This is a genomic window from Dyadobacter sp. HNCC25DJ183, assembly GCF_056895175.1.
In genome coordinates this window covers 441562-464587 of record NZ_JBXHAP010000006.1, presented here as the reverse complement: position 1 = coordinate 464587, position 23026 = coordinate 441562, and the positions used below count along the sequence as shown (strand labels likewise).

The 23026-nt window shown below is 47.6% G+C and carries 22 protein-coding genes; 14 read left to right on the top strand and 8 right to left on the bottom strand.

The features are described 5' to 3' along the window. Window positions 1–3 precede the first annotated feature (3 nt). Window positions 4–681: a hypothetical protein gene (locus tag AC1XTG_RS17635; RefSeq protein ID WP_484842846.1), complete on the top strand. Its 678-nt coding sequence runs from the start codon at window positions 4–6 to the stop codon at window positions 679–681. Then, on the top strand, window positions 678–2342 hold the full coding sequence (locus AC1XTG_RS17630; RefSeq protein ID WP_484842845.1) for a S8 family peptidase: 1665 nt from the start codon (window positions 678–680) through the stop codon (window positions 2340–2342). Before AC1XTG_RS17635 ends, AC1XTG_RS17630 begins: the two co-directional genes overlap by 4 nt. On the opposite strand, the gene AC1XTG_RS17625 is transcribed toward AC1XTG_RS17630, so the two are convergent. Continuing rightward, window positions 2329–2868: an NUDIX hydrolase gene (locus AC1XTG_RS17625; RefSeq protein WP_484842844.1), complete on the bottom strand. Its 540-nt coding sequence runs from the start codon at window positions 2866–2868 to the stop codon at window positions 2329–2331. The two genes, AC1XTG_RS17630 and AC1XTG_RS17625, sit on opposite strands and share 14 nt — an antisense overlap. Window positions 2869–2940: 72 nt before the next feature. On the opposite strand from AC1XTG_RS17625, the gene AC1XTG_RS17620 reads away from it, so the two are divergent. Beyond that, window positions 2941–3846: a DUF2911 domain-containing protein gene (locus AC1XTG_RS17620; protein ID WP_484842843.1), complete on the top strand. Its 906-nt coding sequence runs from the start codon at window positions 2941–2943 to the stop codon at window positions 3844–3846. Window positions 3847–3848: 2 nt separating this feature from the next. On the opposite strand, the gene AC1XTG_RS17615 is transcribed toward AC1XTG_RS17620, so the two are convergent. Genes AC1XTG_RS17615 through AC1XTG_RS17605 form a run of 3 tightly spaced genes read right to left on the bottom strand, consistent with a single transcriptional unit; the run spans window position 3849 to window position 5753 of the window. After that, on the bottom strand, window positions 3849–4457 hold the full coding sequence (locus AC1XTG_RS17615) for a trimeric intracellular cation channel family protein (protein WP_484842842.1): 609 nt from the start codon (window positions 4455–4457) through the stop codon (window positions 3849–3851). An 11-nt stretch (window positions 4458–4468) separates the two neighbouring features. Continuing rightward, entirely contained in the window at window positions 4469–5290 is an 822-nt protein-coding gene (locus tag AC1XTG_RS17610; RefSeq protein WP_484842841.1) for a thymidylate synthase, read from the bottom strand. A gap of 34 nt (window positions 5291–5324) precedes the next feature. Continuing rightward, window positions 5325–5753: an OsmC family protein gene (locus AC1XTG_RS17605; RefSeq protein WP_484842840.1), complete on the bottom strand. Its 429-nt coding sequence runs from the start codon at window positions 5751–5753 to the stop codon at window positions 5325–5327. A gap of 115 nt (window positions 5754–5868) precedes the next feature. Here AC1XTG_RS17605 and AC1XTG_RS17600 point away from each other — a divergent pair, with 115 nt between their 5' ends. The 7 genes from AC1XTG_RS17600 to AC1XTG_RS17570 all read left to right on the top strand — a co-directional run bounded on the left by AC1XTG_RS17600 (window position 5869) and on the right by AC1XTG_RS17570 (window position 10143). After that, window positions 5869–6297, top strand: coding sequence for a hypothetical protein (locus AC1XTG_RS17600; RefSeq protein WP_484842839.1), 429 nt, complete (start codon window positions 5869–5871; stop codon window positions 6295–6297). Between the two features lie 23 nt (window positions 6298–6320). Then, on the top strand, window positions 6321–6563 hold the full coding sequence (locus tag AC1XTG_RS17595; RefSeq protein WP_484842838.1) for a 4a-hydroxytetrahydrobiopterin dehydratase: 243 nt from the start codon (window positions 6321–6323) through the stop codon (window positions 6561–6563). A gap of 46 nt (window positions 6564–6609) precedes the next feature. Further along, window positions 6610–7311, top strand: coding sequence for a 16S rRNA (cytidine(1402)-2'-O)-methyltransferase (gene rsmI, locus AC1XTG_RS17590; RefSeq protein ID WP_484842837.1), 702 nt, complete (start codon window positions 6610–6612; stop codon window positions 7309–7311). Continuing rightward, window positions 7301–8536, top strand: a complete 1236-nt coding sequence (locus AC1XTG_RS17585; protein ID WP_484842836.1) for a lipoprotein N-acyltransferase Lnb domain-containing protein — start codon at window positions 7301–7303, stop codon at window positions 8534–8536. The genes rsmI and AC1XTG_RS17585 overlap by 11 nt, the downstream gene beginning before the upstream one ends. Then, entirely contained in the window at window positions 8502–9296 is a 795-nt protein-coding gene (locus AC1XTG_RS17580) for an inositol monophosphatase family protein (RefSeq protein ID WP_484842835.1), read from the top strand. Before AC1XTG_RS17585 ends, AC1XTG_RS17580 begins: the two co-directional genes overlap by 35 nt. A gap of 140 nt (window positions 9297–9436) precedes the next feature. After that, entirely contained in the window at window positions 9437–9967 is a 531-nt protein-coding gene (locus AC1XTG_RS17575) for a YfiT family bacillithiol transferase (RefSeq protein ID WP_056281375.1), read from the top strand. A gap of 17 nt (window positions 9968–9984) precedes the next feature. Further along, entirely contained in the window at window positions 9985–10143 is a 159-nt protein-coding gene (locus AC1XTG_RS17570; RefSeq protein ID WP_082489089.1) for a FeoB-associated Cys-rich membrane protein, read from the top strand. Window positions 10144–10746: 603 nt separating this feature from the next. Here AC1XTG_RS17570 and acs read toward each other — a convergent pair. After that, window positions 10747–12636, bottom strand: a complete 1890-nt coding sequence (gene acs / locus AC1XTG_RS17565; protein WP_484842834.1) for an acetate--CoA ligase — start codon at window positions 12634–12636, stop codon at window positions 10747–10749. Window positions 12637–12773: 137 nt separating this feature from the next. On the opposite strand from acs, the gene AC1XTG_RS17560 reads away from it, so the two are divergent. Next, window positions 12774–13994 carry a THUMP-like domain-containing protein gene (locus AC1XTG_RS17560; protein ID WP_484842833.1) on the top strand — a complete coding sequence of 407 codons (1221 nt, stop codon included), beginning with the start codon at window positions 12774–12776 and terminating at the stop codon, window positions 13992–13994. Here the strand turns inward: AC1XTG_RS17560 and AC1XTG_RS17555 are convergent. Beyond that, window positions 13991–14347 carry an ArsC family reductase gene (locus tag AC1XTG_RS17555; protein ID WP_484842832.1) on the bottom strand — a complete coding sequence of 119 codons (357 nt, stop codon included), beginning with the start codon at window positions 14345–14347 and terminating at the stop codon, window positions 13991–13993. The genes AC1XTG_RS17560 and AC1XTG_RS17555 overlap by 4 nt on opposite strands. Window positions 14348–14375: 28 nt before the next feature. Beyond that, window positions 14376–15776, bottom strand: a complete 1401-nt coding sequence (locus AC1XTG_RS17550; RefSeq protein ID WP_484842831.1) for a dicarboxylate/amino acid:cation symporter — start codon at window positions 15774–15776, stop codon at window positions 14376–14378. 431 nt (window positions 15777–16207) lie between these two features. Here AC1XTG_RS17550 and AC1XTG_RS17545 point away from each other — a divergent pair, with 431 nt between their 5' ends. Genes AC1XTG_RS17545 through AC1XTG_RS17535 form a run of 3 tightly spaced genes read left to right on the top strand, consistent with a single transcriptional unit; the run spans window position 16208 to window position 20710 of the window. Continuing rightward, window positions 16208–17062 (top strand): universal stress protein, encoded by an 855-nt coding sequence (locus AC1XTG_RS17545; RefSeq protein WP_484842830.1) that lies wholly within the window; start codon window positions 16208–16210, stop codon window positions 17060–17062. Window positions 17063–17068: 6 nt separating this feature from the next. Beyond that, window positions 17069–18199: a magnesium/cobalt transporter CorA gene (gene corA / locus AC1XTG_RS17540; RefSeq protein WP_484842829.1), complete on the top strand. Its 1131-nt coding sequence runs from the start codon at window positions 17069–17071 to the stop codon at window positions 18197–18199. Between the two features lie 36 nt (window positions 18200–18235). Continuing rightward, a complete protein-coding gene (locus AC1XTG_RS17535; RefSeq protein ID WP_484842828.1) occupies window positions 18236–20710 on the top strand; it encodes a bifunctional UDP-N-acetylmuramoyl-tripeptide:D-alanyl-D-alanine ligase/alanine racemase in 2475 nt (824 codons plus the stop codon). Here the strand turns inward: AC1XTG_RS17535 and ppk1 are convergent, their stop codons facing one another. Continuing rightward, window positions 20711–23017: a polyphosphate kinase 1 gene (gene ppk1, locus AC1XTG_RS17530; protein ID WP_484842827.1), complete on the bottom strand. Its 2307-nt coding sequence runs from the start codon at window positions 23015–23017 to the stop codon at window positions 20711–20713. Window positions 23018–23026 lie beyond the last annotated feature (9 nt).

Below are 23026 nucleotides of genomic sequence, written 5' to 3'. Positions count from 1 at the left end.
CTGATGCAAAAACACACTACCACACTCTATTTCCTGCTTCTTTTTGTTTCCTGTAACAATCCCGCCCCACGGGAAAGCACTGCTTTACAGGATTTCTTCCCGCTGTATTCCGGCAGCTATTCCGAATTCCTGGCTGAGAAAACCCGGTTCCTTCCTGATCAGAAAACGACCACTGTATTCAAGGTTCGAAGATCAGTGGGAAGTAGGTTTCAACAGCCCGATAACCAGCCGGCATACCCTATTACTTACGCCAGCAAAGCCGCGAACAATCAGTGGCAAACTGATTCTGTACACGCCGCCTGGCTCACCGCCAACAAAGCTTTTGAGCAGGAGAATGGAAATATCATCTTTAAAATGCATTTTCCCCTGACTGCGCATTCGCGATGGAATTTCAATGCTTATAACAATGTAAAAGAAAGTGTCGCCGAAGTGACCAGGGTTAACGAGCCTTTTCAGGCAGGCACGCAGTTTTATCCAAAAACAGTATGCATTGTATATCAGGATGATTCCACACTTTTGTCGCGAAAAAAGTATATTGAAATATATGCTGCGAACGTTGGTTTGGTACACAGCGAGCGACTTTATCTTCGCTATTGTTACAATACAGAATGCATTGGCAAAGGAATAATTGAATCAGGTTTGAAAGAAGTTTTTACAATCAGCAAAACGGGAAAACAATGATCAGAACTCTATCCATCACACTATTCTATTTTCTGCTTACCTTAAACCTTGCATTTGCACAAAGTGCGCCGAGGTACCTTGTTCTTTTTAAAGACAAAGCAGGCTCCCCCTTTTCTATTGCAGAACCAGGCAGCTATCTTTCAGAACGTGCGATTGCACGCCGTAACAGGCAAAGCATACCCGTAACCACTACCGATCTGCCTGTCAACCCGACCTACATTGCGGCTGTAAAAGCGACTGGTGCAAAAGTCATTTATCCTTCCCGCTGGTTTAACGGCGCGCTAGTAGAAGCCTCTGCCACGCAGCTTGATGCCATTAAAAAACTCGCTTTTTACAAAGGAATTGAACTGAACCTACCCGTCGCCAACATCGGATCAAAATCCCCGGGCATTGAACGTACCGCAGGCACGCGTGAAAAGTTGGAAGCCGCAGAAGATATCAATTACGGCAATATGAATGCGCAGCTCGCGCTCATGGGCGTACCGGGAATTCATGCGAAAGGTTTTCACGGGGAAGGTATGCTGGTAGCAGTCATGGACAATGGATTCAGCAACGGAAACCTGGTTCCTTTTCTCGAACAGCTGCGTTCAGAAAACCGGATTGTGGACAGCCAGGATTTTGTCGCCCGAGACGGAAACGTTTTCAACGACGGCTCTCACGGTTTGAATGTACTTTCCACTATGGCTGCTTACCAGCCGGGTACCATGGTTGGCGGCGCATTTAAAGCTTCGTACGCACTTTATCAGACGGAGCACAATCAGGGCGAGTCGCCGTACGAGGAAATTACCTGGCTGCTGGCTGCCGAAAGAGCCGATAGCCTGGGAGTGGATGTGATCAATACTTCGCTTGGCTATTATTCATTTGAGGGTGCTTTTGATAACGACGACTACAATTACACCTATGAAGATATGGATGGCAAGACGACCATTATCAGCCGCGCGGCGCGTATTGCAACACGCACGGGCATGCTCGTGGTAACCTCAGCGGGTAATGAAGGAAATAATGCGTGGAGATACATTACCGCACCGGCGGATGTGGATTCGGTACTCACAGTAGGTGCGACGATGTACGATCGCAGCTATGCGTCACTCAGTTCCATTGGTCCTAATGCAGCCGGCGTACAAAAGCCGGATCTAGCGGCTGTGGGCGTAGGTGCAATCGTCGGGAATGTGGCAGGTAATGCCTCTTCTTCAAATGGTACCTCTTTTTCGTCTCCGCTCATTGCGGGACTTGCTACCATTCTCTGGCAGGCGCACCCGAATATTACGGCGCAGCAGTTAATTTATGCATTGAAGAAATCAGGGCACAATGCAGCAAACCCGAATAATATGCTCGGCTTTGGTGTGCCCGATGCAGCAAAAGCAGAGGAAATTATCGCAACAGAATTTGGCCCGTTGGGTACCGAAAAAACATTGCTGGGCGATGTTGTTCTGGCCCCAAACCCGGTAACAACAGACGTGGTGCTCACTATTCCTGCCACTTTAATCGGCAAGAAAGCGCGACTTGAATTGCTGGGTGTAAATGGTACTTTACGGTACAATCGCCAGGAGCGGCTCGCTGCAACGCACACGATTTCGGCCGGCGAATTACCTTCCGGATTGTACCTGGTGAGAATACAGGTCGGTGATCAGGAGCGGACTTTGAAGTTTATAAAGAACTAGTTTTCCGCACCATCCGCATAATCGACTCGGAGCTGTTGAATGCGGCTACCTCTGTAACTGGTATCCATTGTACATCGCGCGATTCGCTGTTGACAACAATCTGCGCATTTTGAGGTGCGACAAACGCGAACCGTATATCATAGTGCAAGTGGGCAGGCAAATCTTTATGGGCCGGTATCAAATGTACATCTACGTCGTAGATACCTTCTTTGGCTAAAACTAGATCACTGATCCCCGTTTCTTCCCAGACTTCCTTTCGTGAAACTGCTTCCACGTCAGGATCACCGTCGCAATGTCCGCCGGGTTGAAACCATTGGCCCAGTTTGAAATGATGCATCAGCAAAATGGCATTTCTGTCTGCCGACAGCACCCAGCCCGACGCCGTCACATGTCCCGCTAACAATGTCCTTTCAAAGCAATCTTCATTGTTTTCGACAAATTCAATGGTATCGAGATACATTCTATTTTCCTCCTCATTCAATGGCTGATACGATCTGAGCAATGCAAGCAAACTGTCGCGTTTCATCTAGGCTATCTGATTTTTTAATTCTATTTTCACCACAAGTTTAACATATCCCGCCCAAAACTGCCTTACTCTATGAAGAAGCAACTACTCATTGTTTCACTCACCATATTGCTTTCTACCTACGCAATTGCCCAGCGTACACCTGCACCGAGTCAGGGAGCACAGGTAGTGCAAACGATCGGTGTAACTGATTTTACAATAAAATATTCGCGGCCTATGCTGCGCAAACGCAAGGTTTTCGCCGATAGTGCTGCGCTGGCGCCTTACAATCAACTCTGGCGAACCGGAGCCAATTCCCCGACTACCATTGAAGTAAGTACTGAATTCACTTTCGGTGACAGAAAGGTACCTGCCGGAAAATACGCATTGCTTTCTATACCTTCCGGTACAGCCTGGACCGTCATTTTAAATAAAAACTACAACCAGGGAACAGAGGCTTACATAGAGTCAGAAGATGTGGCGCGAACCCGCGTGGTACCGACATCGGGCGAGTTTACAGAAGCTTTCAAGATCGACATTGAGCCTGTTTCCGACAGTACCGGATATCTGATCCTGTCGTGGTCTTCTGTTAAAATTCCTGTGCCGGTTTCTGTACGTACCGAGTCGCTGACGATGAATTCACTGAATAAGATCATCGCCGAGAAACCGGAGGATACTGCTGCACTGGAAAGCGCTGCGGGATATTTATTATCCAAAGGAAAAGATCTTCCAATCGCACTTTCCTGGGCTGACAAGGCGATTGGCCTGAAAGAATCCTACTACAATATGTGGCTTAAAGCTTCTATCCTGAGCAAGCTGGGCAAATACAACGAAGCACTGCCCGTTGCGCAAAAAGCACTGACACTTGGGAATGCATCCGACCAGGCTTTTACAAGTTTTTTCAAAGGACAGATAGAGAAAACAATCGCTGAGATACAACCGAAAGTAACTCCAAAAGCTGTTGCAGCCAATGTGAAAGGCAAGAAGAAAAAGAAGTAAGATTACCTGAAAAAACGGGGTATGCTCCATTCAAAGCGCACAGCCAGGATCCGGATCAGAATGATCACAAGCGATGCGGAAATGAATGCGGTATTGCGCTCCATACCCAGGCTGTCAAAAACAAGATAACTGCATGCCCCGGCCAGGCATGCAGTTGCATATACCTCTTTCCGGTAAACGATCGGAATTTCGTTAGTCATCATATCGCGGATCACTCCGCCCATTGTAGCTGTAAAAACGCCCATAATCACAGCAATCTCCGGCCTCACACCTAAATGCAGTGCCTTTTCCGTTCCCACAATGGTGAACAATGCAATCCCGAATGTATCGAAGAGAAACAGCGTTTTTCTTAACCGGAGCAAAAAGTCAAAGAATATGAACGCAACCAGTACACCGGCAAGAATTGCATAAATGATCGTGATATCGCTGATCCAGACCAGCGGATAGCTGCCAAGTAAAATATCCCGCAGCGTTCCGCCGCCAATGGAGGAGATAAAGGCGGTGAATGTGGCAGCAAACCAGTCGGGATGCTTCAAATCCTTCACTGCCAATGCACCTGAAATGGCAAACGCGAACGTTCCGATGATCTCTAAAATGTACTGAATGCTCATTTCAGAATGTGCTAAACGGCCACAGGAGCCTTAATTCCAGGCCATGGATTATAGTCACGCAACTCGAAATCTTCAAACTCGAAGTCAAGGACGCTTTTCACGTCAGGATTGATCACCATTGTCGGCAGTGGACGCGGCTCGCGACTGAGCTGCAATTCAACCTGTTCGAGGTGGTTGAGATAAATGTGGGTATCTCCGCCGGTCCACACGAAATCACCCAAATCAAGGTCGCATTCCTGCGCGATCATCATGGTTAATAGCGCATAGCTGGCAATATTAAATGGTACCCCAAGAAAAACATCCGCACTGCGCTGATAAAGCTGGCAGGATAGCTTACCCCTGGTTTCACCAGCCTCTTCACCAGCCGGAGCGACGTAAAACTGGAATAATGCATGACAGGGCTGCAATTTCATCTGCGACAATTCGGCAGGGTTCCAGGCTGACACCATAATGCGGCGCGAGTCAGGGGAATTTTTCAGTTGTTTCAAAACTTCCTGCAACTGGTCAACCGACTTCCCGTTTGCGCCTTCCCAGCTTCTCCATTGTTTTCCGTATACCGGGCCCAGATCGCCATTCTCGTCCGCCCACTCATCCCAGATTGACACACCGTGCTCTTTGAGATACTTAATATTGGTATCTCCTTTCAAAAACCACAGAAGTTCGTAGATAATGGACTTGGTATGTACCTTTTTGGTGGTGACAAGCGGAAATCCGTCTTTCAGGTTGAAGCGCATCTGATATCCAAAAACGCTGATCGTTCCTGTTCCCGTACGGTCGGTTTTCCGAACTCCGTTTGCCAGAATGTGGCGTAGCAAGTCCTGGTATTGTTGCATTTTAAAATTGAATTAATATCTACAAAATGGCTTTTCAGACAGTCGCAATCTCAACGTCGTAAGTAATGGTAGCGAGTGCTTCGAGCTGTGCGGTCGCTGAGCAATATTTTTCCATGGACAAGCCTATCGCCCGGTTGATCTTCTTTTCGTCCAGCTGATTTCCGGCAAACTTGAAGGTCAGATGTATTTTACGGAAAGGTTTGCGCTCGGTATTTTCCTCCTGCTCGCGGTCGCCATCGGCTACAATGCGAAAGTCGGTGATCTCCTGGCGCTGCTTTTTAAGGATCAGCACCACGTCGATCGCGCTGCAGCTCGCAAGCCCCATTAACAACAATTCCATTGGTCTCACACCCAGGTTACTACCTCCGATTTCAGGAGAGCCGTCGGTATGTACTTTAACTTCTGATGATCCGGAGCCTTCGAAGTGGAAGGCATCATCAACGCGCACTAGTTCAATTTTCATAATGTTTCGAATAGCTGCAAATATACTTACAAATGCGATAGGGCATTTCCCTGATCATCAAAACAACGATAATCCTCGTATATTCGTTTTGATAAAATATTAACCCTGGCTACAAATGTTAAAAACCTGCTTGGCGCTGCTTCTTTCGGTGTTTTTGATGCTTTCCTGCAAAAAAAGCGAGGAGAAAGCAGAACCTGCCCAGGAACAGCCCGGCGACACCGAGCTGGCAGGAACCTACCAGGGGTACAAGTTTTTCAATAAGTCAAGAAAAGACTCCCTGGCGGTTACCATGAAAGCAAGCTGGGTAGCAGAACGAAAGCTGGACCTGGAAGAAGTTACGCCATTTAACCACACCAAACAGCTGGAAATGAATGGAACGGATTTTACGTACGACAGAGGAACAGGCGAAGACGGCTGCGGGCGGATTTCCATGAAAGGCACAGGGAACTTCAAGGGAAGGCAATTGTACCTGATCGAAACGATCACCTGCGTTCGCGGGAATGGGCCTGATAAATTTGTCGAATACCGCGTTAACAAAATCTAGCATCAATAAAACGAAACCGGCTTATGTGGAAGGAAGAAGATAACAAACTGAAAAAGAGCTTCAAGTTCAAGGATTTTAAAGAAGCTTTCCGTTTTATGACCGAAGTATCAGAAGTGGTAAACGAAATGGACCATCATCCGTTTTGGACCAACACCTATAATAAGGTAGACTTTGAACTGAATACCCACAGCGAAGGCGATGTTGTCACCGATAAAGACAGAAAGCTGGCTGCTGCTATTGATAAAATCTTTGAAAAAGGAAAATAAACCCATTGGCAACCCTTTTCTGAAAAGACAGGCGCGCCGCATTTAGATGAAACTTTACATTGTTCCAACTCCGATCGGAAACCTTGAAGATATTACGCTTCGGGCAATAAATGTGCTGAAAAGCGTCGATGCTGTACTTGCGGAAGATACCCGCACATCGGGCTCACTATTGAAGCACCTCGGGATTTCCAAACCCCTGCACAGTTACCACATTCACAACGAGCATCAAACGGTGACGCGCGTTGTAGAACGCATTCTAAAAGGCGAAACCATGGCGCTTGTTTCGGATGCAGGAACGCCCGCCATCTCCGATCCCGGATTTTTGCTGGTGCGTGAATGCATTCGTCAGGGCGTTGACGTTGAATGTCTTCCCGGCCCAACCGCATTCGTGCCTGCACTCGTCAACTCGGGACTTCCATGCGACCGCTTTACTTTCGAAGGCTTTTTACCACACAAAAAAGGAAGGCAAACGCGCCTGCAAAACCTGACAGAGGAAGAGCGTACGATGATTTTTTATGAATCGCCGCACCGGCTGGTCAAAGCTTTGCAACAGTTTGCCGAGTTTTTTGGCGCAGAGCGGCAGGTATGTGTGTCGCGGGAGCTGACGAAGATTTATGAAGAAAATGTAAAAGGTACTTTGCAGGAAGTAATTGATTATTTTTCACCCAAGACCATCAAAGGAGAAATAGTGATTGTTTTGGCTGGTAAACCCGAAGAAAAAAAGAAATCTGATAAATATGAGGATTAAACCTGGCGGGATTGCCCGCATAATTAAGCTTGCTCTAGCTGTTTTCCTGTTTCATGCGAACGTATTTGCGCAGCTTCCTGCATTGAGCCCGCAGGCAAAAGCAAGTCTGGTTACCATTGGGCCAGGCAGCGAGCTGTACTCTGGCTTTGGGCATAGTGTGCTCTGGATTTACGATCCGGTAGCCGGCATCGACCGGGCTTACAATTACGGAACGTTCCGCTTCGAAGAAGGCAATTTTTACATCAAATTTCTCAGAGGTACCCTGCCCTATTCACTGTCCGTTTCGCCTTTTGGCTTGCAAGCCGAACATTGGAAATACGAAAACCGCTCTATTTCCGAGCAGATCCTCAATCTGACACTAAATCAGAAACAGCGCCTCTTCCAGTTTCTGGAAACCAACTACCTGCCTGAAAACCGGCAGTACCAGTACAAATTCTTTTACGATAACTGTTCCACCCGGATGTCCGGCGCATTGAAAGCGGCTTGCGGTGATAGCCTGATTTACAATGGTTACACGAAGGAAAAACTAAGTTTCAGGCAGTGGATTGACAGGTACGCTTACAAACAAAAACCTTGGGCAGATTTTGGAATGGACCTGGCAATCGGTAACCCTTCCGATGAAATAGCAACAGCGGATCAGGCGACCTTTTTGCCTGATAATATGGCCAAATCGTTTGCGGATGCAAAGGTAAAAACGGCCACAGGCACTGCGCCGCTCGTAGCTACCACGCAGGTTCTTTTTTCGGCCGAACCTGAGCCCGGCCCAGGCCCGCTCACGCCAACTGTTGTTTTCTGGACACTGGGCATTCTCGTGCTTGCATTCACATACTGGCAGATCAAAAAGGAAAAAATCAATTTTACCCTGGACAAAGTATTGTTTGCCGTCGTGGGCCTGGCAGGCTGGATTCTTCTGCTTTTATGGTTTGGTACCAACCACGGGGTTACTTCCTGGAACTATGATGTTCTGTGGGCATTCCCGCTGTGGCTGCCGGTCATTTTCTTTTTGTCGGAAAAGAAGAAACCTGCATGGTTTCAGTTTTTCTTGATTTTTTATGGATTTCTCTTACTTTGCGCAACAGGTAATGCTACCAAGCACAATTTTGTAGTAGTCCCGATCCTGCTCATGCTGATTGTACGGGTGTACTACATTAACAACTCACTTTCAAAAATCCCCACTGGAGAAAAGGAATATGGATCTGGAATTACTGACACGAAAAACAATTGAGATTGTAAGACAGGCTTCTTCCTTTATTCAACAGGAAGCCGCGCTGTTTTCAAGAGACAAAATTGAATATAAAGACCTGAATAATCTTGTTTCCTACGTAGATAAGGAAGCCGAAAAGCTGCTGGTAGCAGGATTAAGCAACATTTTGCCCGAAGCCAGCTACATAACAGAAGAAGGCACGACGGGCATTGAACCCGATCCAACTGCGCTGAACTGGATCATCGATCCGCTCGACGGCACGACCAATTTCATCCACGGAATCCCAGTTTACTGTGTAAGTGTAGGTCTGGCTCGCGGCAAAGAGCTGCTTTTGGGTGTGATACACGAGCCAAGTCTGAATGAAATGTTTTACGCCTGGCAGGGCGGCGGAGCGTGGTGCAATGATAAGCCGATCAAAGTTTCGACCGTTCCTTCATTACAGGATAGCCTTATTGCCACCGGATTTCCATACTACAAATTTGAAAAGCAGAAAAGGTATATGCACATCCTGGAACTGCTGATGCAAAGAACACACGGGATCCGCAGAATGGGAGCAGCCGCTGTTGACCTAGCCTACGTAGCCGCAGGCCGCTTTGACGGTTTCTACGAATACAACCTCAATTCCTGGGATATGGCAGCCGGCGTACTCATGATCAAAGAAGCAGGCGGCAAAGTCACAGACTTTCAGGGCACAGACAATTACCTCTTCGGAGGCGACATCATAGCCACAGCCGGCCCAGCCCACCAGCAACTGGTAGAGGTCATCCGGGAGAATTTTTAAAGGGGAGGCCCTTCGACTGCGCTCAGGGTGACAAAGCATTCCCCTTCGACGCCCGGCGGCCCGGTGCGCTCAGGGCTACAAAGCTTCACTCACTTACTTATTCTCTCATTCATTCAGTCATTAAATCATTCAAAATTAAAATGGACAACCTCCGTTACCCAATCGGTCTGTTTCAAGCTCAGGAGAGCTACTCTCTGGCTGAGGTAAAATCAAATATCCAAATTATCAGCGCATTGCCTTCGAAGTTCATCAACCTGCTGGGCAGCTGGGAAGATGACAGGCTTAATACACCTTACCGGCCTGGCGGCTGGACAGTGCGGCAGCTCGTACATCACGTTGCAGACAGCCACATCAATGCATATACACGTTGCAGACTGGCAATGACCGAGGATAATCCCGTGATAAAGCCTTACGAAGAACAACTCTGGGCTGAGTTACCTGACGCCAAAATGGCGCAGATAGATTTATCCATTCAGCTACTTCGCTACGTGCATTTGCGCTGGGTTTTACTGCTCAATTCAATGGACGAAAAAGATCTTGCACGCACTTATGTACATCCTGCAACCAACCGGACCTTCCGTCTGGACGAAGTGATTGCAAATTACGCCTGGCACAGTGAGCACCATTATCAGCATGCATTTCAGCTGGCTTTAAGGAACAATTGGAAATAGGTAAGTGTTTGAGGTATATGCAAACGCAAGAAGTTATCATACTCTTATTGTTCCTCGCCGCAGCCGGCTATATCGGTTGGCGGATCTGGAAATCGTTTGACAAACGAAATGCAGGAGGCTGCGCCAAAGGCTGCGGCTGTGCAGAAGATAAAGCGACTGCATTTAAGTTAAAGTGAAATTTGAGATATCTTAAAGTTACACAGAAGGCCCGTCAAGGGCCTTTTTTGATTTTGAAATTCGCCGATTGTAAAGCGTTCAATGGGTAATGTGGCTCCGAGGGGCTCCCCTTTTATAGCAAAGGGACAGTTCCCAGTTGAATTCGGCTCCAGAGGAGCCCCCTATTTATAGAAGTATAACATTGTCAAAGCGCAGGGCTCCAGAGGAGCCTCCTGTTTATAGAAATGTAACATCGCCAAAGAATGGGGCTCCCGCGGAGCCTCCTACTCAATTCCAATGCGAGAAAAACAGGAGGCTCCGCAGGAGCCCTTGATATAAATGGCATTGCTTTTCTATAAACAGGGAGCCCCGCTGGGGCTGCGGACTGGTGGCTTTTCCACTTTAATACTCTTCAATTACCTGGATAATGCTACACCCAAACCGCTACTCTTCAATTACTGGATAATGCTGCACCCAAAACACCACCCTGCAATTACCTCGATAATGCTGCACCCAAGCCGCTAATCTGCAATTATCTGGTATCGCTGCGCCAAACCGCTACAAACGACAAAAGCCCCGAAATCGGGGCTCCTGTTTATCACTTATTGAAATTAACGCAACAACTACAATGCACCTTTTTTGATATCTTCTACTACGCCTGGATCAAGCAGCGTGGAGGTATCCCCAAGGTTATTTACGTCACCTTCCGAAATCTTTCTTAGAATGCGGCGCATGATTTTACCCGAGCGGGTTTTGGGGAGACCCGTTACAAACTGAACTTTGTCCGGTTTAGCAATGGGGCCAATGATGCGTGATACTGTGGCTGCTATGTCCTTTCTGAACATATCCGGATCGTCCACTTCGTTCTCTGCAATTACATAAGCATAAATCCCCTGTCCTTTGATATCATGCGCATAACCAACTACTGCCGATTCAACCACGCCCAAATGCATATTGATCGCGTTCTCCACTTCCGCAGTGCCGATACGGTGACCTGACACATTCAATACATCATCAACCCGGCCTGTAATGCGGTAATATCCGTCTTCGTCGCGCAAGCAACCATCTCCGGTGAAATACATCCCAGGGTAAGTGGAAAAGTACGTTTGCTTCGCACGCTCGTGGTCGCCGTAGGTCGTGCGGATAATGCCCGGCCATGGGAATTTGACGCAAAGGTTACCACTTACATCATTACCTTCGATCTCCTGACCATTCTCGTCCACCAGCACCGGCTGGATTCCGGGAAGTGGCAAAGTCGCATAAGTTGGTTTTTCCGGGGTGATCCCAGCCAGCGGCGAAATCATGATACCGCCTGTTTCTGTTTGCCACCAGGTATCCACCAGCGGACAATGATCTGCGCCGATATTGGTTTTAAACCAATGCCACGCCTCTTCATTAATCGGCTCTCCTACGGAGCCTAATTTTGTCAGAGAAGAGAAATCATGCCCCTTTACATAGTCCAGACCAAAGCTCATCAGTGAGCGGATAGCGGTAGGAGCAGTATACAGGATGTTTACTTTGTGCTTTTCAACGATTTTCCACAGCCTGCTTGCATCGGGGTAAGTAGGCACACCTTCGAAAATAACCGAAGTGGCTCCATAGCAAAGCGGACCATATACAATGTAGCTGTGCCCGGTAATCCAGCCGATATCTGCCGTACAGAAGTGAACTTCGCCGGGTTCGTACTGGAATACGTTTGCAAAAGTATAGGTCGTATAAATCATGTAACCTCCGCAAGTATGCACAACCCCTTTGGGCTTACCTGTTGAGCCGGAAGTATAAAGGATAAATAGCATATCCTCTGCATCCATTGGTTCAGCCGGACAGATTGAATCCACGTGCTTTACTTCTTCTTCCCACCACATATCCCTGCCTTTCAGCATGGAAACGGGTGTGCGGGTACGCGTCATCACAATTACATTCTTTACCGAGCTGCATTGTACAAGCGCCTCGTCCACAGTATCTTTCATCGGAATCACCTTCGAGCCGCGGAATGCGCCATCGGATGTGATCACCATGGTGCATTGCGCATCATTGATCCTGTCTGCAATGGATTTTGCTGAAAATCCGCCAAAAACAACTGAATGCACCGCGCCGATTCTCGCGCAGGAAAGTACCGCCACAGTGAGCTCGGGAACCATCGGCAGGTAAATACAAACCCTGTCACCTTTCCTGACACCGTGTTTTTTCAACACATTGGCAAAGCGGCAAACGCGGTCGTAAAGCATGCGGTAGGTGATCGAAACGGCGCGATCTTCGGGATCGTTAGGCTCCCAGATCAGAGCGGGCTGGTCTCCCTTTGTTTCCAAATGCCTGTCAAGCGCATTCTCGGTAATGTTCATTGCCCCCCCTTCAAACCACTTCACATTCGCCTCTTTGAAGTCCCAGCTCAGTACTTTTTTCCAGGGTTTACGCCATTGAAATTGTTGGGCTATCTCTGCCCAGAAACCTTCGGGATCGTCTACGCTATGTTTGTAGGCAACCTGATACTCTTCAAAGGTCTTAATTCTCATGATTTTTAAAGGTTAACTTAGGGAAATTAGGATATTGCGGCGACAAGTTATCATTTTATTCGCCATTGTACAATGTGAAAAGGCAAAGCCAAAAAAGTGTACTTTCACGGCTGGAAACCTGCTTGTACAAGAGTGTTATGAATGAGGCAATTACCCGATCCGACGATCAGGAAGCCGGTTTAAGCCAGGCTGAGATTGATTTTATACAACAAAACCTGCACCGCGATATCAATGAGCTGATCCTGAAACCGGGGCCGGCGAATGGATTGGATATCAAGAAAATGGCAGGGCAGATCCTGGCCAGACAAAAGGCCGCGCGCAAGCTCCCGGAATGGTCGCGCCATCCTGCGCTCCTCTTTCCGCCTGCCTTGTCGGTCGAACAATCTTCCTCACAGGCAACTGCCAGGTACAAGGCGACGATCGTCTCCGGCGAGCGGCTGACCGACATCACAGGCGGCATGGGCGTAGATTGTTTTTACATGCGCGAAAAATTCAGCGAGGTACATTATTTCGAAATGCAGGAACAGGTTGCCTCCACAGCGCGCGTCAATTTCCTTCATTTAAATGCAAAAAACATCATTGTACACCACGCAGATTCCCTCCAATCCCTGGCAGCTACTCCCATTCATTCCGACTGGATATATGCTGATCCGGCGCGGAGAAATGAGCACAAGGAGAAAGTAGTGCAGCTGGCCGATTGCGCCCCCGATATCCCCGCAAATCAGGAACTGCTGATGAACCGGGCACCTCATATCCTGATCAAAACCTCTCCCTTGCTGGACATCGACCTTGCTGCCAGGGCTTTAACAAACCTGAAAGAAGTGCACGTGGTAGGTTATGAAAGTGAATGCAAGGAATTGCTCTTTATTCTGGACAGAAATCACCGGGAGCCTTCATTTACCATAAAAGCGCGCATTGTAGACGAACAAGGAAATACATTGCACGCCCTGGATTTTGACAGGGAAAAAGAAAGGGATGCAGAAGCTGCCTTTGATCAGCCGCTTGCCTTTTTATACGAGCCGCATGCAGCAGTTTTGAAAGCCGGCGCATTCAAAATGGTTTGTGAAAAATTTGGGGTAAAAAAGCTGGCGGTAAATAGTCAGCTGTACACTTCGGAAACTTTGGTGACCGACTTCCCGGGACGCGCATTCTCTATTGTTGCGCAATGCAAACCCGATATCAAGGAGATATCGAAGTTTATCGGCGGGAGTAAGGCAAACCTCACAACGCGCAACTTCCCGGCGAAAACAGAAGATTTAAGGAAAAAGTGGAAACTTAAAGAGGGCGGTGACTTTTATCTTTTTGCCACTACCCTCTCCAATAATATCAAAACGGTAATCGTAGCCCGAAAAACCTAGTTCAGGAACCGCTCGCTAAATTCCTTTTCTGAAAAACCAACGAGTATTGCCTTGCCGGTACTGTCTTCAATTAAAGGTCGCTTGATCGCGGAACTGTTGGCTGCCAGGATCTTAGCGGCAGCTTCCGCGCCTGTTACATCCGCTTTTTGTTCAGCCGGCAACTCTTTCCAGGTGGTAGAGCTTTTGTTTAAAACCTTATCCCAGGGTAACTCCTTAACCCATTGGCTGATTTTCTCTTCCGAAATTCCGTCTTTCCGGTAATCGTGAAAAGTGTACGCTACATTGTTCTTATCCAGCCAGGTGCGGGTTTTCTTGATGGTGTCGCAATTGGGGATTCCATAAACGGTCAGCATGAAATTTTTGTTAAAACTGAATATTAGATTAAACGCCCGGGATTGCAGCGTCGTCAGGTATCAGGTCGGAATTATGCATTTTCTCATCGTCCAGCTCTCCTTCCCAGCGTGCTACTACCGCGGTGGCCAGACAGTTACCAATCACATTCACCGATGTGCGGCCCATATCCATTAATTCGTCAATTCCCATAATCAGCAGTACCGGCCACTCGGGCATTCCGAAATTAGCAATCGCGCCGAGCAGAATCACGAGCGTGGCACGCGGAATACCCGCAACCCCCTTACTGGTGAGCATCAGCAGCAATACCATTGTGAGCTGCTGTCCCAGCGACATTTCGGTGCCGGTAGCCTGCGCCACGAACACCGTCGCGAGCGCGAGGTAGAGGGTAGATCCGTCAAGATTGAAGCTGTAACCCGTTGGCATTACAAACGATACAATCTGCCGCGGCACGCCAAACTTCTCCATTTTTTCCATTGCTTTGGGCAATGCGGATTCGGAGCTGGTGGTAGCGAATGCAATGGAAACAGGCTCGAAAATGTTCTTGGCAAACTTGATCACCGGGATCCTCGCGATTAAGGCAACAGGGATAAATACGATCAGAATGAAAACGATCAGGGCACAATACAGCGTCGCAAGCAGCAATGCAAGGTTTTTCAAAACATCAATACCCATGTGCCCCACTGTTTCGGCAATGGCCGCTCCCACACCGATAGGCGCGAAGTACATAATGATTTTGGTAAATTTAAACATGACCTCAGCCAGCAGTTCAACCCCGTGCACAAATTTCTCTTTCTTGGCCGCCGGCAGCAATGCAAGCGCTATACCAAACAATACGCTGAAAACCACGATCTGTAAAACCTCGCCATGGTAAATGGACTTAGCGATGTTTTCAGGGAACGAATGCAGCACGATATCCTGCCAGGTTTGTTCGCTCACCTTCGGTAAGGTCGCATTGAGACTTTCGGGCGGGATAATTCCTTCACCTGGCTTAAACCAGTTTGCAAAAAACAACCCGATCAGCAATGCAAATGTGGTCACTACCTCAAAGTACAAAAGCGACTTCCAGCCCATTCGGCCTACCTGTTTTAAATCAGAGTGACCGGCGATACCTGTCACCAGGGTAGCGAAAAGAAGCGGCGCGATGACTGTTTTGATCATTTGCAGGAATATCTGCCGCAGAAAATGCAGCTCTGTTCCCATTTTTGGAAAATCATAGCCAATTTCCGTCCCAACCAGCATGGAGATCAGGATAGAGGTGGTCAGGTTCTTTTTGATGATCGCATAAACGATCAAACTTGCCAAGGCTAGCCAGCGGAGGGAAATGAGGACTGTATCAGAAAGGGGAACAATATCGTAGGCGCTTAGCACTGAGGCGATAGCCGCTACTGTAACTAATGCAATGTTGATTAAAGTAATTTTGCTCTTCATATCAGGATTGAAGTGGGAGATCGGTTTGCGATAGTAAACTTATTAAAAATCAATTTAAGGCCAGCTATGAAGCATCTGCATTTCTAATGTTTTACAGAATTAAATTATAGCCTTAATTCAACATTACTATCGTTTATACCAGGTTTGATCAGGAAAATAAAATAAAAAACTGTTTCTTACAGAATACAAAAGCTGGGATTAATGCAAATATATAAAGGAAGAAGAAACCCGGTTGGTCTCAGGTTGCAGTTTTACAGATCTAATTTGGCATAAAAATTTAACATGCCTCTGCATACAGTACGAAATTTGCAGCATCCGGCAGCATTCCGCTTTATCTTACCAAATTATGAAAACTGACCTGAATCCTTTGATCCAGTTCTTAAATTGAATATGTTCGGGCACTGCATTTTCCCAACTCAAACTGTCATTTTATGAACCGCCTACTCATCCCGATTGATTTTTCCGAGAACGCCGAGCACGCCCTTAATGCCGCAAAGATCATTGCTGAAAAAGGAGCTACCGAGCTGCTTATCATGCATGCTTACCAGCCCTACATCGCCGATGTGAACCTTACGCCCGGCGGTGTTTTGCCCGGAGTAGGCGGAGCGGATTTCCTGGCAATGACCACAGACCTCGAAGATGATTACCGGAACAGGCTGGATCAATATGCTGAAAACCTCGTTGCCGAAGGCTATAACGCACGCGCATTGTGGATGCTGGGAAGTGTGCAGTCCGTTGTAGAAGAGGCCATTGAGGAACATCAACCTGCTATGGTCATTGTGGGACGGACCGGAACCGGCGGCTTTTTTGACAAGCTGATAGGAAGCTCGGCGACACACATTGCGCTGCAATCCAAATGTCCGGTGCTTGTGATACCACCGCAGAGTAATCCGACCAGGTTCAGCAAAGTCGTATATGCCACTCAGTTTGAATATGATGAAAATGACATTCTCAGGGAAGTTTTTGTTTTACTCAATCATTTGGGCGCTCAGCTGACATTACTGAAAATCCAGTCTGACGCGCAACCGAATATCCAGCCTGACAATCAATACATCAATGAGCTCAAGGCCGAATTCGCGATCGCTGATGACCAGATTGTTTACAAAAAAGCAAACCACGTACTCGATGGGATTGAAGAATATTGCGACGAAGCAGGCGCGGATCTGCTCATTATGTCTGCGCGGGAGCGTTCATTTATAGAAGAATTCCTGATTAACCCGAGTGTAACCAGAAAACTGGTAATCGATACCCACGTACCGCTGCTTGTTTTTCACCTTAAATCCTGAAAATCATTGAGTAAGGAAGAACCAATCCAGGGGCTTGAAAGCAATCAGCTTACGCCTTTGATCAGAAAAACGAAGCGGTACAAACGCCGTAACCTGCTGACTTCGCCGGGGACGCTGACTTATATAGGTCCGGAAATCGCATTGAAAACAAAGGTGCGGCGGATTCAGTATAATGAGAAGATGATCAAAGACGAAGCTGTCAAAGCTCTGAAAGAATGTCTTCCTGCCGAACCCGGCGTACCGATCGTTACCTGGCTGGATGTGGACGGAATTCATGAAATTGAGCTGATCCAGAAGCTGGGGAACATTTATCACCTCCATTCGCTGTTGTTGGAGGATGTAGTCAATACAGAGCACAAACCCAAGCTTGAACTCTACGACTCGGGACAGCTATTCCTGACTTTGAAGATGCTGCATATCGAATCCGAGCAGCCGATATGCATTTCTTCCGAGCACGTCAGTTTTGTATTGGGCAGCAATTACCTGGTATCGTTTCAGGAAGAACGAAAAAGCGACATTTTCTTTCCGGTACTGGCGCGGCTGCAAGCGTCAGTGGGTAAAACCCGCAAGAATGGGCCTGATTACCTGCTGTTTGCCTTGATGGATGTGGTGGTCGATAATTATTTCATTGTACTCGAAAAGCTGGGAGACGAACTGGACACTGTTGAAGATCAGGTGATCAGGGGAACGGAAGATATTTCACTCAAACAACTTTACGCGCTCAAACGCGAGCTTACCCTCGCCCGGCGGCAGATCTGGCCGCTGCGCGACATGCTCAATCAGCTGATCAGGGAAGATAATATACAAATTTCCAAAGACGTAATTCCCTACTACCGTGATCTTTACGACCACGTCATGCAGGTCCTGGATACCATCGATTCTTACCGAGAATTGGTAGCCAGCCTTGCCGACGTACATCTGTCGACGATCAGCAACAGGATGAACTCGGTTATGAAAACCCTGACCATTTTTTCAGCCGTGTTTATGCCCCTTACCTTTATTGTGGGTGTTTACGGAATGAACTTTGAATACATGCCCGAGCTTAAAATGCGGTACGGCTATTTTTATGTCTGGGGATTAATGGCGGTAGTCACGACAGGGTTGATATTTTATTTCAAAAGCAAAAAATGGATGTAGGTTTGATACCTTTACGCCGTTTAAAAATGCATTGGAATGAGCTTTACTCCGACGATCTCTCAACCTATCTCAACCACAGCCGCTTACATTCTTACTGACAGCCGCCAGGTATCTTTTCCGGAACAAAGTATATTTTTTGCGATCAAAGGCGAGCGTCACGACGGGCATCAATTTGTCCCTGAGCTGTACGAAATGGGCGTGCGGGAATTTGTGCTTGAAGATGCACAGCTCCCCGAACAGCTGCGCGCGAAGATTGCCGCCTGGACTGACGCTAAAATCTGGATCGTACCTTCTTCGATCCGCGCATTGCAGAAACTGGTTTCGGAGAAAAGGAGTAAGTTCGATATTCCTGTGATCGGGATTGCAGGCAGCAATGGAAAAACGATTGTGAAAGAGTGGCTGGTGCAGCTTTTATCTCCCGAGCAACGGATTGTAGCGAGCCCCAAAAGCTATAATTCGCAGATTGGTGTGCCGCTTTCTGTGTGGAACATCAGCAATGAACATACACTGGGGATTTTTGAATCGGGCATCTCGCAGGCTCATGAAATGGAGTACCTGCAACCTGTTATGCAGCCCACAATCGGTATTTTTACAAACATCGGTTCTGCGCATGACAATGGTTTCAGGAGCCGCAAGCAGAAAATCACAGAAAAGCTCCGCCTTTTCACCAAGGTCAGAAAGCTGATATACAGAAAAGATTACACGGATATAGATGAAGAAATCAGGCTCATACTGAAACCGGTCAATGCATTTCTGAAATCGGTAAGCTGGGGCAGCAGCCGCTCCGGGGCTGATATACAAGTATCCTTTGAGGTCCAGTCTGACAAAACGCTGATCCGGTTACAGGGTACGCCAGGCAGTCACATTTTTGAAACTGCATTCCGCGACGAGGCTTCGCTTGAGAACCTGGTTCATTGCATTGTATTTATGCTCGACTTCGGCATTGCTGCTGATAAGGTCCAGCAGAAAATCAGGCAGCTACGTCCGGTATCCATGCGATTGGAGCTGAAAGAAGGCATCAACCACAATTATGTGGTCGATGATACCTACAACAATGATATACAGGGATTGGCAATGGCGCTCAACTTCCTGGGACAGCAGGAACAGCGACAGAAAAAGGCAGTTATTATTTCAGATCTTTTACAAACAGGCCAGACCCCGGCTGAACTTTACAGGTCCGTAGCCAGCCTTTTAAGAGAGAAAAATATCCATCAGCTGATTGCGATCGGTCCGCAGATCAGCAGCCAGGCGGCGCTGTTTGATTTTCCCAATCAGTCTTTTTACAATACCACGGAAGCTTTCCTGAAAGAATTTCCATTTGACTCATTAACCGACAGCCTGATCCTTGTAAAAGGTGCACGGCCATTCTCTTTTGAGAAGATCGTGCAGCGTTTACAGCAAAAAGCGCATGGTACCGTGCTGGAAATCAATCTGGACGCATTGGTACACAACCTCAACTACTATCGCGCGAAAGCAGGAAAGGAAACCAAGATTATGGCGATGGTAAAAGCTTTTGCCTATGGAAGCGGCAGCGCCGAAGTAGCCGCACTTTTACAATATCACAGGGTTGATTATCTGGGAGTAGCATATGCAGATGAAGGTGTTGTTTTGCGTGAAAACGGGATCAACCTGCCTATTATGGTGATGAGCCCGGCCACGCCCACATTCGATTTGCTACTGCAGCACAGGCTTGAACCCGAAATATATAGTCGCCGCGTACTGACAGACTGGATCGCCTACATTGAAAAATTGCCCGCAGGCTCTTACACACCTCCTATCCATTTAAAACTCGATACCGGAATGCACCGGCTCGGCTTTGTTGCCGACGATCTTGACTGGCTGATGGAAAAATTGGGAGAACATCCTGAAATAAAAGTAGCGAGCATTTTCTCACACCTCGTCGGTGCCGACGAAGGTGTGCATAATGAATTTTCAAAACAGCAATATGCCCAATTTATCGAAGGCGCCTCCTTACTTGAAAATACACTCGGCTACAATGTATTGAAACACATTCTGAACTCTGCCGGCATTGTCCGCTTTCCTGAATACAGGCTGGATATGGTCAGGCTCGGAATCGGGCTGTACGGGGTTGAAGCAACAGGTCAGGAGCAAAGTGCGTTGCAACATAGCGGCACCCTCAAAACCGTCATTTCACAGATCAAATACCTGACAACCGGCGAAACGGTGGGTTACAGCAGAAAAGGTCAGATCAGGCACGATTCGGCAATTGCTACCCTGGCGATCGGTTACGCCGACGGGTACGACCGGGGGCTTGGGAATGGTGTCGGGCAGGTTTGGGTGAACGGGACGCTTTGCCCAACGATCGGGAATATCTGTATGGATATGACCATGGTCGACGTGACCGAGGCAAATGCCGAAGAAGGCGACGAAGTGATCGTATTCGGCAGACAGGTACCTATTATTGATCTTGCCAAAAAAATAAACACGATCCCCTATGAAATTCTGACTGGCATAGGAGATCGTGTAAAACGGGTATTTTTTAAAGAGTAACTATTCTTCGCTGCCGGCCTGGGCTTGTATTTCGGGCTCAGCCGGCGTGAGCAGCGCAGCTTCTGCCTTTCTGTCTTCCTCTTCAAACAAGTGCGTCGCCATTACTTCGTCTAGCTTGACGTCGTAAAAAGCTTCGTGCACATTCAGCGGCGCTACGCCTTCTTCAATCTCGCATTTGACATACGATCCGTCTTCCTGCAGTTCGTACGCATTTACATTATCCTGCAAGCTGTAATAAAGAATGTGGATCGCCTGCTGCCGCACACGTGGGTCGACCAGCTTGAAAAGCGACTCAATGCGTTTGTCGAAGCTCCTGACCATGGCATCGGCACTGCCACCGTACACCAGCGGGTTTCCATTCTGGTGGAAGTAAAAGATCCGCGAGTGTTCAAGGAAATCGCCTACCAGTGATCTGACAGTTATATTTTCACTTAATCCCTTCCGTTTCGGCCGCAAGCAGCACATGCCCCTTACAATCAGGCGGATTGGCACACCTGCTTCGGAAGCTTTATACAATTCAAGAATTGTATCCCTGTCTTCGAGTGAGTTGATCTTAATGCAGATACCACTTTTCAATCCTGCCCTCGCATTTTCTGCTTCCTGCTGGATCAATTCGATCAGTTTGGCACGCATATACCTCGGCGCAGTGATCAGGTTCTGGTATTCTGTTGGAATAGAATGCCCCGTAATTACATTGAAAAACTCGGAAATATCGTGCGTGTATTCTTCATTGGAAGTTAGCAGCCCGGTATCTGTATACAATCTTGATGTATCCTCATTGTAATTCCCGCTCGACAAATGCGCATATCGTAATACCCTATTACCTTCATTTCTGACGATCAGCAGCAATTTTGTATGCGTTTTTAGCAACCCGATTCCATAAATCACAAAGCAGCCTGCCTTTTGCAGCCTTTGCGCTTCGCGAATGTTATTTTCTTCGTCAAAGCGCGCTTTGACCTCAAACAATACTGCTACGTGCTTGCCGTTTTCCGCTGCATGTAAAAGCGCTTCGGTAACACGTGAATTCTTCGCAAGCCGGTAAATAGTCAGCTTGATAGACAATACCTTCGGGTCCTCTGCGGCTTGTTCGAGCAGCTGCAATACAGGCTCAAAGTTGTTGTAAGGGTGATGTAAAAGGATATCCCGCTCCCGCATGGTTTCAAAAATGTCGGGAATACGGTCCCTGTCCAGCCCCAGTGGCGGCACAGGCGGGTGGATCGGTGGTATCTGGTCTTTAAATTCCGGATGTTTGATAATATTCCAGAATGCCGTGTAGTCGATCAGACCTTCGGTTGGAAATACATTGTAGTCGTCAATCTCCCAGCGTTTTTTGATCAAGTTAAGCAAATCAGGGTTAATACCCGGCTCAACGGAAACCTGCACCACACGCCCCAGTCTCCGGCTTTTGATCTTCTGCCTGATCTCGTCGATAAAGTCTGCTTCGATATCATCGCTCTCCTCCAATGTAAAATCACCGTTACGGATAATGCGGAACAGGTTCGTCGAGGCGATATCTACATTCCGGTAAAGCTTGTTAATGTGCTTTCTGACGATGTTTTCAATGGGTATAAACAACAGCTCATCCTCACGTTCAATGACGTAAAATCGCGGCAGGTTCAATGGAAGCTGCACAAAGGAAAGTTTCCTGTCCTCCTCGGAAGTAGTTCCTTTTACCTGCGTGATCACGCCGAGTACCAGTACTTTGGCAAGCAAAACCGGAAACGCGTGGGTATAATCGAAGAGCATCGGTGTCAGCATCGGGTAAACGGTGCGTTCGAAATACTCTTCCACTGCATTCTTCTCCTCATCCGTGGTTTCTTCCAGGTCGACGATGCGGAAACCGTGTCGAGAGAAAAGGGGTTTCAACTGGTTGGTATAACATTCATTCTGCCTGCGCACGAAATCGTGTATATCGCGCATCATCACCTTCCGGAAAGGAATTTCGCGCAAGCCGGAATAATCAAGCCGCTCTTTTCCGAAGTCCAGGTAATTGTAAAGGCTACCTACCCGGATCGTGAAGAACTCGTCGAGATTGGAAGATGTGATCGCCAGGAATTTAAGGCGGTCGAACAGGTTCCTGCTTTCATCCAGCGCCTGATCGAGTACCCGGTCGTTGAATTTCAGCCAGCTCAGGTCGCGACTGATCATATCGCTTTGCTGCACCTGGGTAGTAGCTTTCTCCGACAGGGTGATCGCCTTGCTTTCTTCCGAAGGAACGGGTTCTTTGGAGCTCTTAAAGAATGCTAACAAGTTTGTCAACTTACCTTTTTTTTCACTGTTATATGTATGGTTACTCGAATCGGGCATAACTAATCT

What these genes read in the sequence shown, in the direction of transcription:
- AC1XTG_RS17570 (WP_082489089.1), top strand. Translation starts at nt 9,985, where the DNA reads ATGCAAACGCAAGAAGTTATCATACTCTTATTGTTCCTCGCCGCAGCC.
- AC1XTG_RS17625 (WP_484842844.1), bottom strand. Translation starts at nt 2,868, where the DNA reads ATGAAACGCGACAGTTTGCTTGCATTGCTCAGATCGTATCAGCCATTG.
- AC1XTG_RS17615 (WP_484842842.1), bottom strand. Translation starts at nt 4,457, where the DNA reads ATGAGCATTCAGTACATTTTAGAGATCATCGGAACGTTCGCGTTTGCC.
- AC1XTG_RS17635 (WP_484842846.1), top strand. Translation starts at nt 4, where the DNA reads ATGCAAAAACACACTACCACACTCTATTTCCTGCTTCTTTTTGTTTCC.
- AC1XTG_RS17555 (WP_484842832.1), bottom strand. Translation starts at nt 14,347, where the DNA reads ATGCTGACCGTTTATGGAATCCCCAATTGCGACACCATCAAGAAAACC.
- AC1XTG_RS17550 (WP_484842831.1), bottom strand. Translation starts at nt 15,776, where the DNA reads ATGAAGAGCAAAATTACTTTAATCAACATTGCATTAGTTACAGTAGCG.
- AC1XTG_RS17605 (WP_484842840.1), bottom strand. Translation starts at nt 5,753, where the DNA reads ATGAAAATTGAACTAGTGCGCGTTGATGATGCCTTCCACTTCGAAGGC.
- rsmI (WP_484842837.1), top strand. Translation starts at nt 6,610, where the DNA reads ATGAAACTTTACATTGTTCCAACTCCGATCGGAAACCTTGAAGATATT.
- AC1XTG_RS17630 (WP_484842845.1), top strand. Translation starts at nt 678, where the DNA reads ATGATCAGAACTCTATCCATCACACTATTCTATTTTCTGCTTACCTTA.
- AC1XTG_RS17575 (WP_056281375.1), top strand. Translation starts at nt 9,437, where the DNA reads ATGGACAACCTCCGTTACCCAATCGGTCTGTTTCAAGCTCAGGAGAGC.
- AC1XTG_RS17535 (WP_484842828.1), top strand. Translation starts at nt 18,236, where the DNA reads ATGAGCTTTACTCCGACGATCTCTCAACCTATCTCAACCACAGCCGCT.
- AC1XTG_RS17545 (WP_484842830.1), top strand. Translation starts at nt 16,208, where the DNA reads ATGAACCGCCTACTCATCCCGATTGATTTTTCCGAGAACGCCGAGCAC.
- AC1XTG_RS17620 (WP_484842843.1), top strand. Translation starts at nt 2,941, where the DNA reads ATGAAGAAGCAACTACTCATTGTTTCACTCACCATATTGCTTTCTACC.
- AC1XTG_RS17585 (WP_484842836.1), top strand. Translation starts at nt 7,301, where the DNA reads ATGAGGATTAAACCTGGCGGGATTGCCCGCATAATTAAGCTTGCTCTA.
- AC1XTG_RS17610 (WP_484842841.1), bottom strand. Translation starts at nt 5,290, where the DNA reads ATGCAACAATACCAGGACTTGCTACGCCACATTCTGGCAAACGGAGTT.
- acs (WP_484842834.1), bottom strand. Translation starts at nt 12,636, where the DNA reads ATGAGAATTAAGACCTTTGAAGAGTATCAGGTTGCCTACAAACATAGC.
- AC1XTG_RS17580 (WP_484842835.1), top strand. Translation starts at nt 8,502, where the DNA reads ATGGATCTGGAATTACTGACACGAAAAACAATTGAGATTGTAAGACAG.
- AC1XTG_RS17595 (WP_484842838.1), top strand. Translation starts at nt 6,321, where the DNA reads ATGTGGAAGGAAGAAGATAACAAACTGAAAAAGAGCTTCAAGTTCAAG.
- ppk1 (WP_484842827.1), bottom strand. Translation starts at nt 23,017, where the DNA reads ATGCCCGATTCGAGTAACCATACATATAACAGTGAAAAAAAAGGTAAG.
- AC1XTG_RS17600 (WP_484842839.1), top strand. Translation starts at nt 5,869, where the DNA reads ATGTTAAAAACCTGCTTGGCGCTGCTTCTTTCGGTGTTTTTGATGCTT.
- AC1XTG_RS17560 (WP_484842833.1), top strand. Translation starts at nt 12,774, where the DNA reads ATGAATGAGGCAATTACCCGATCCGACGATCAGGAAGCCGGTTTAAGC.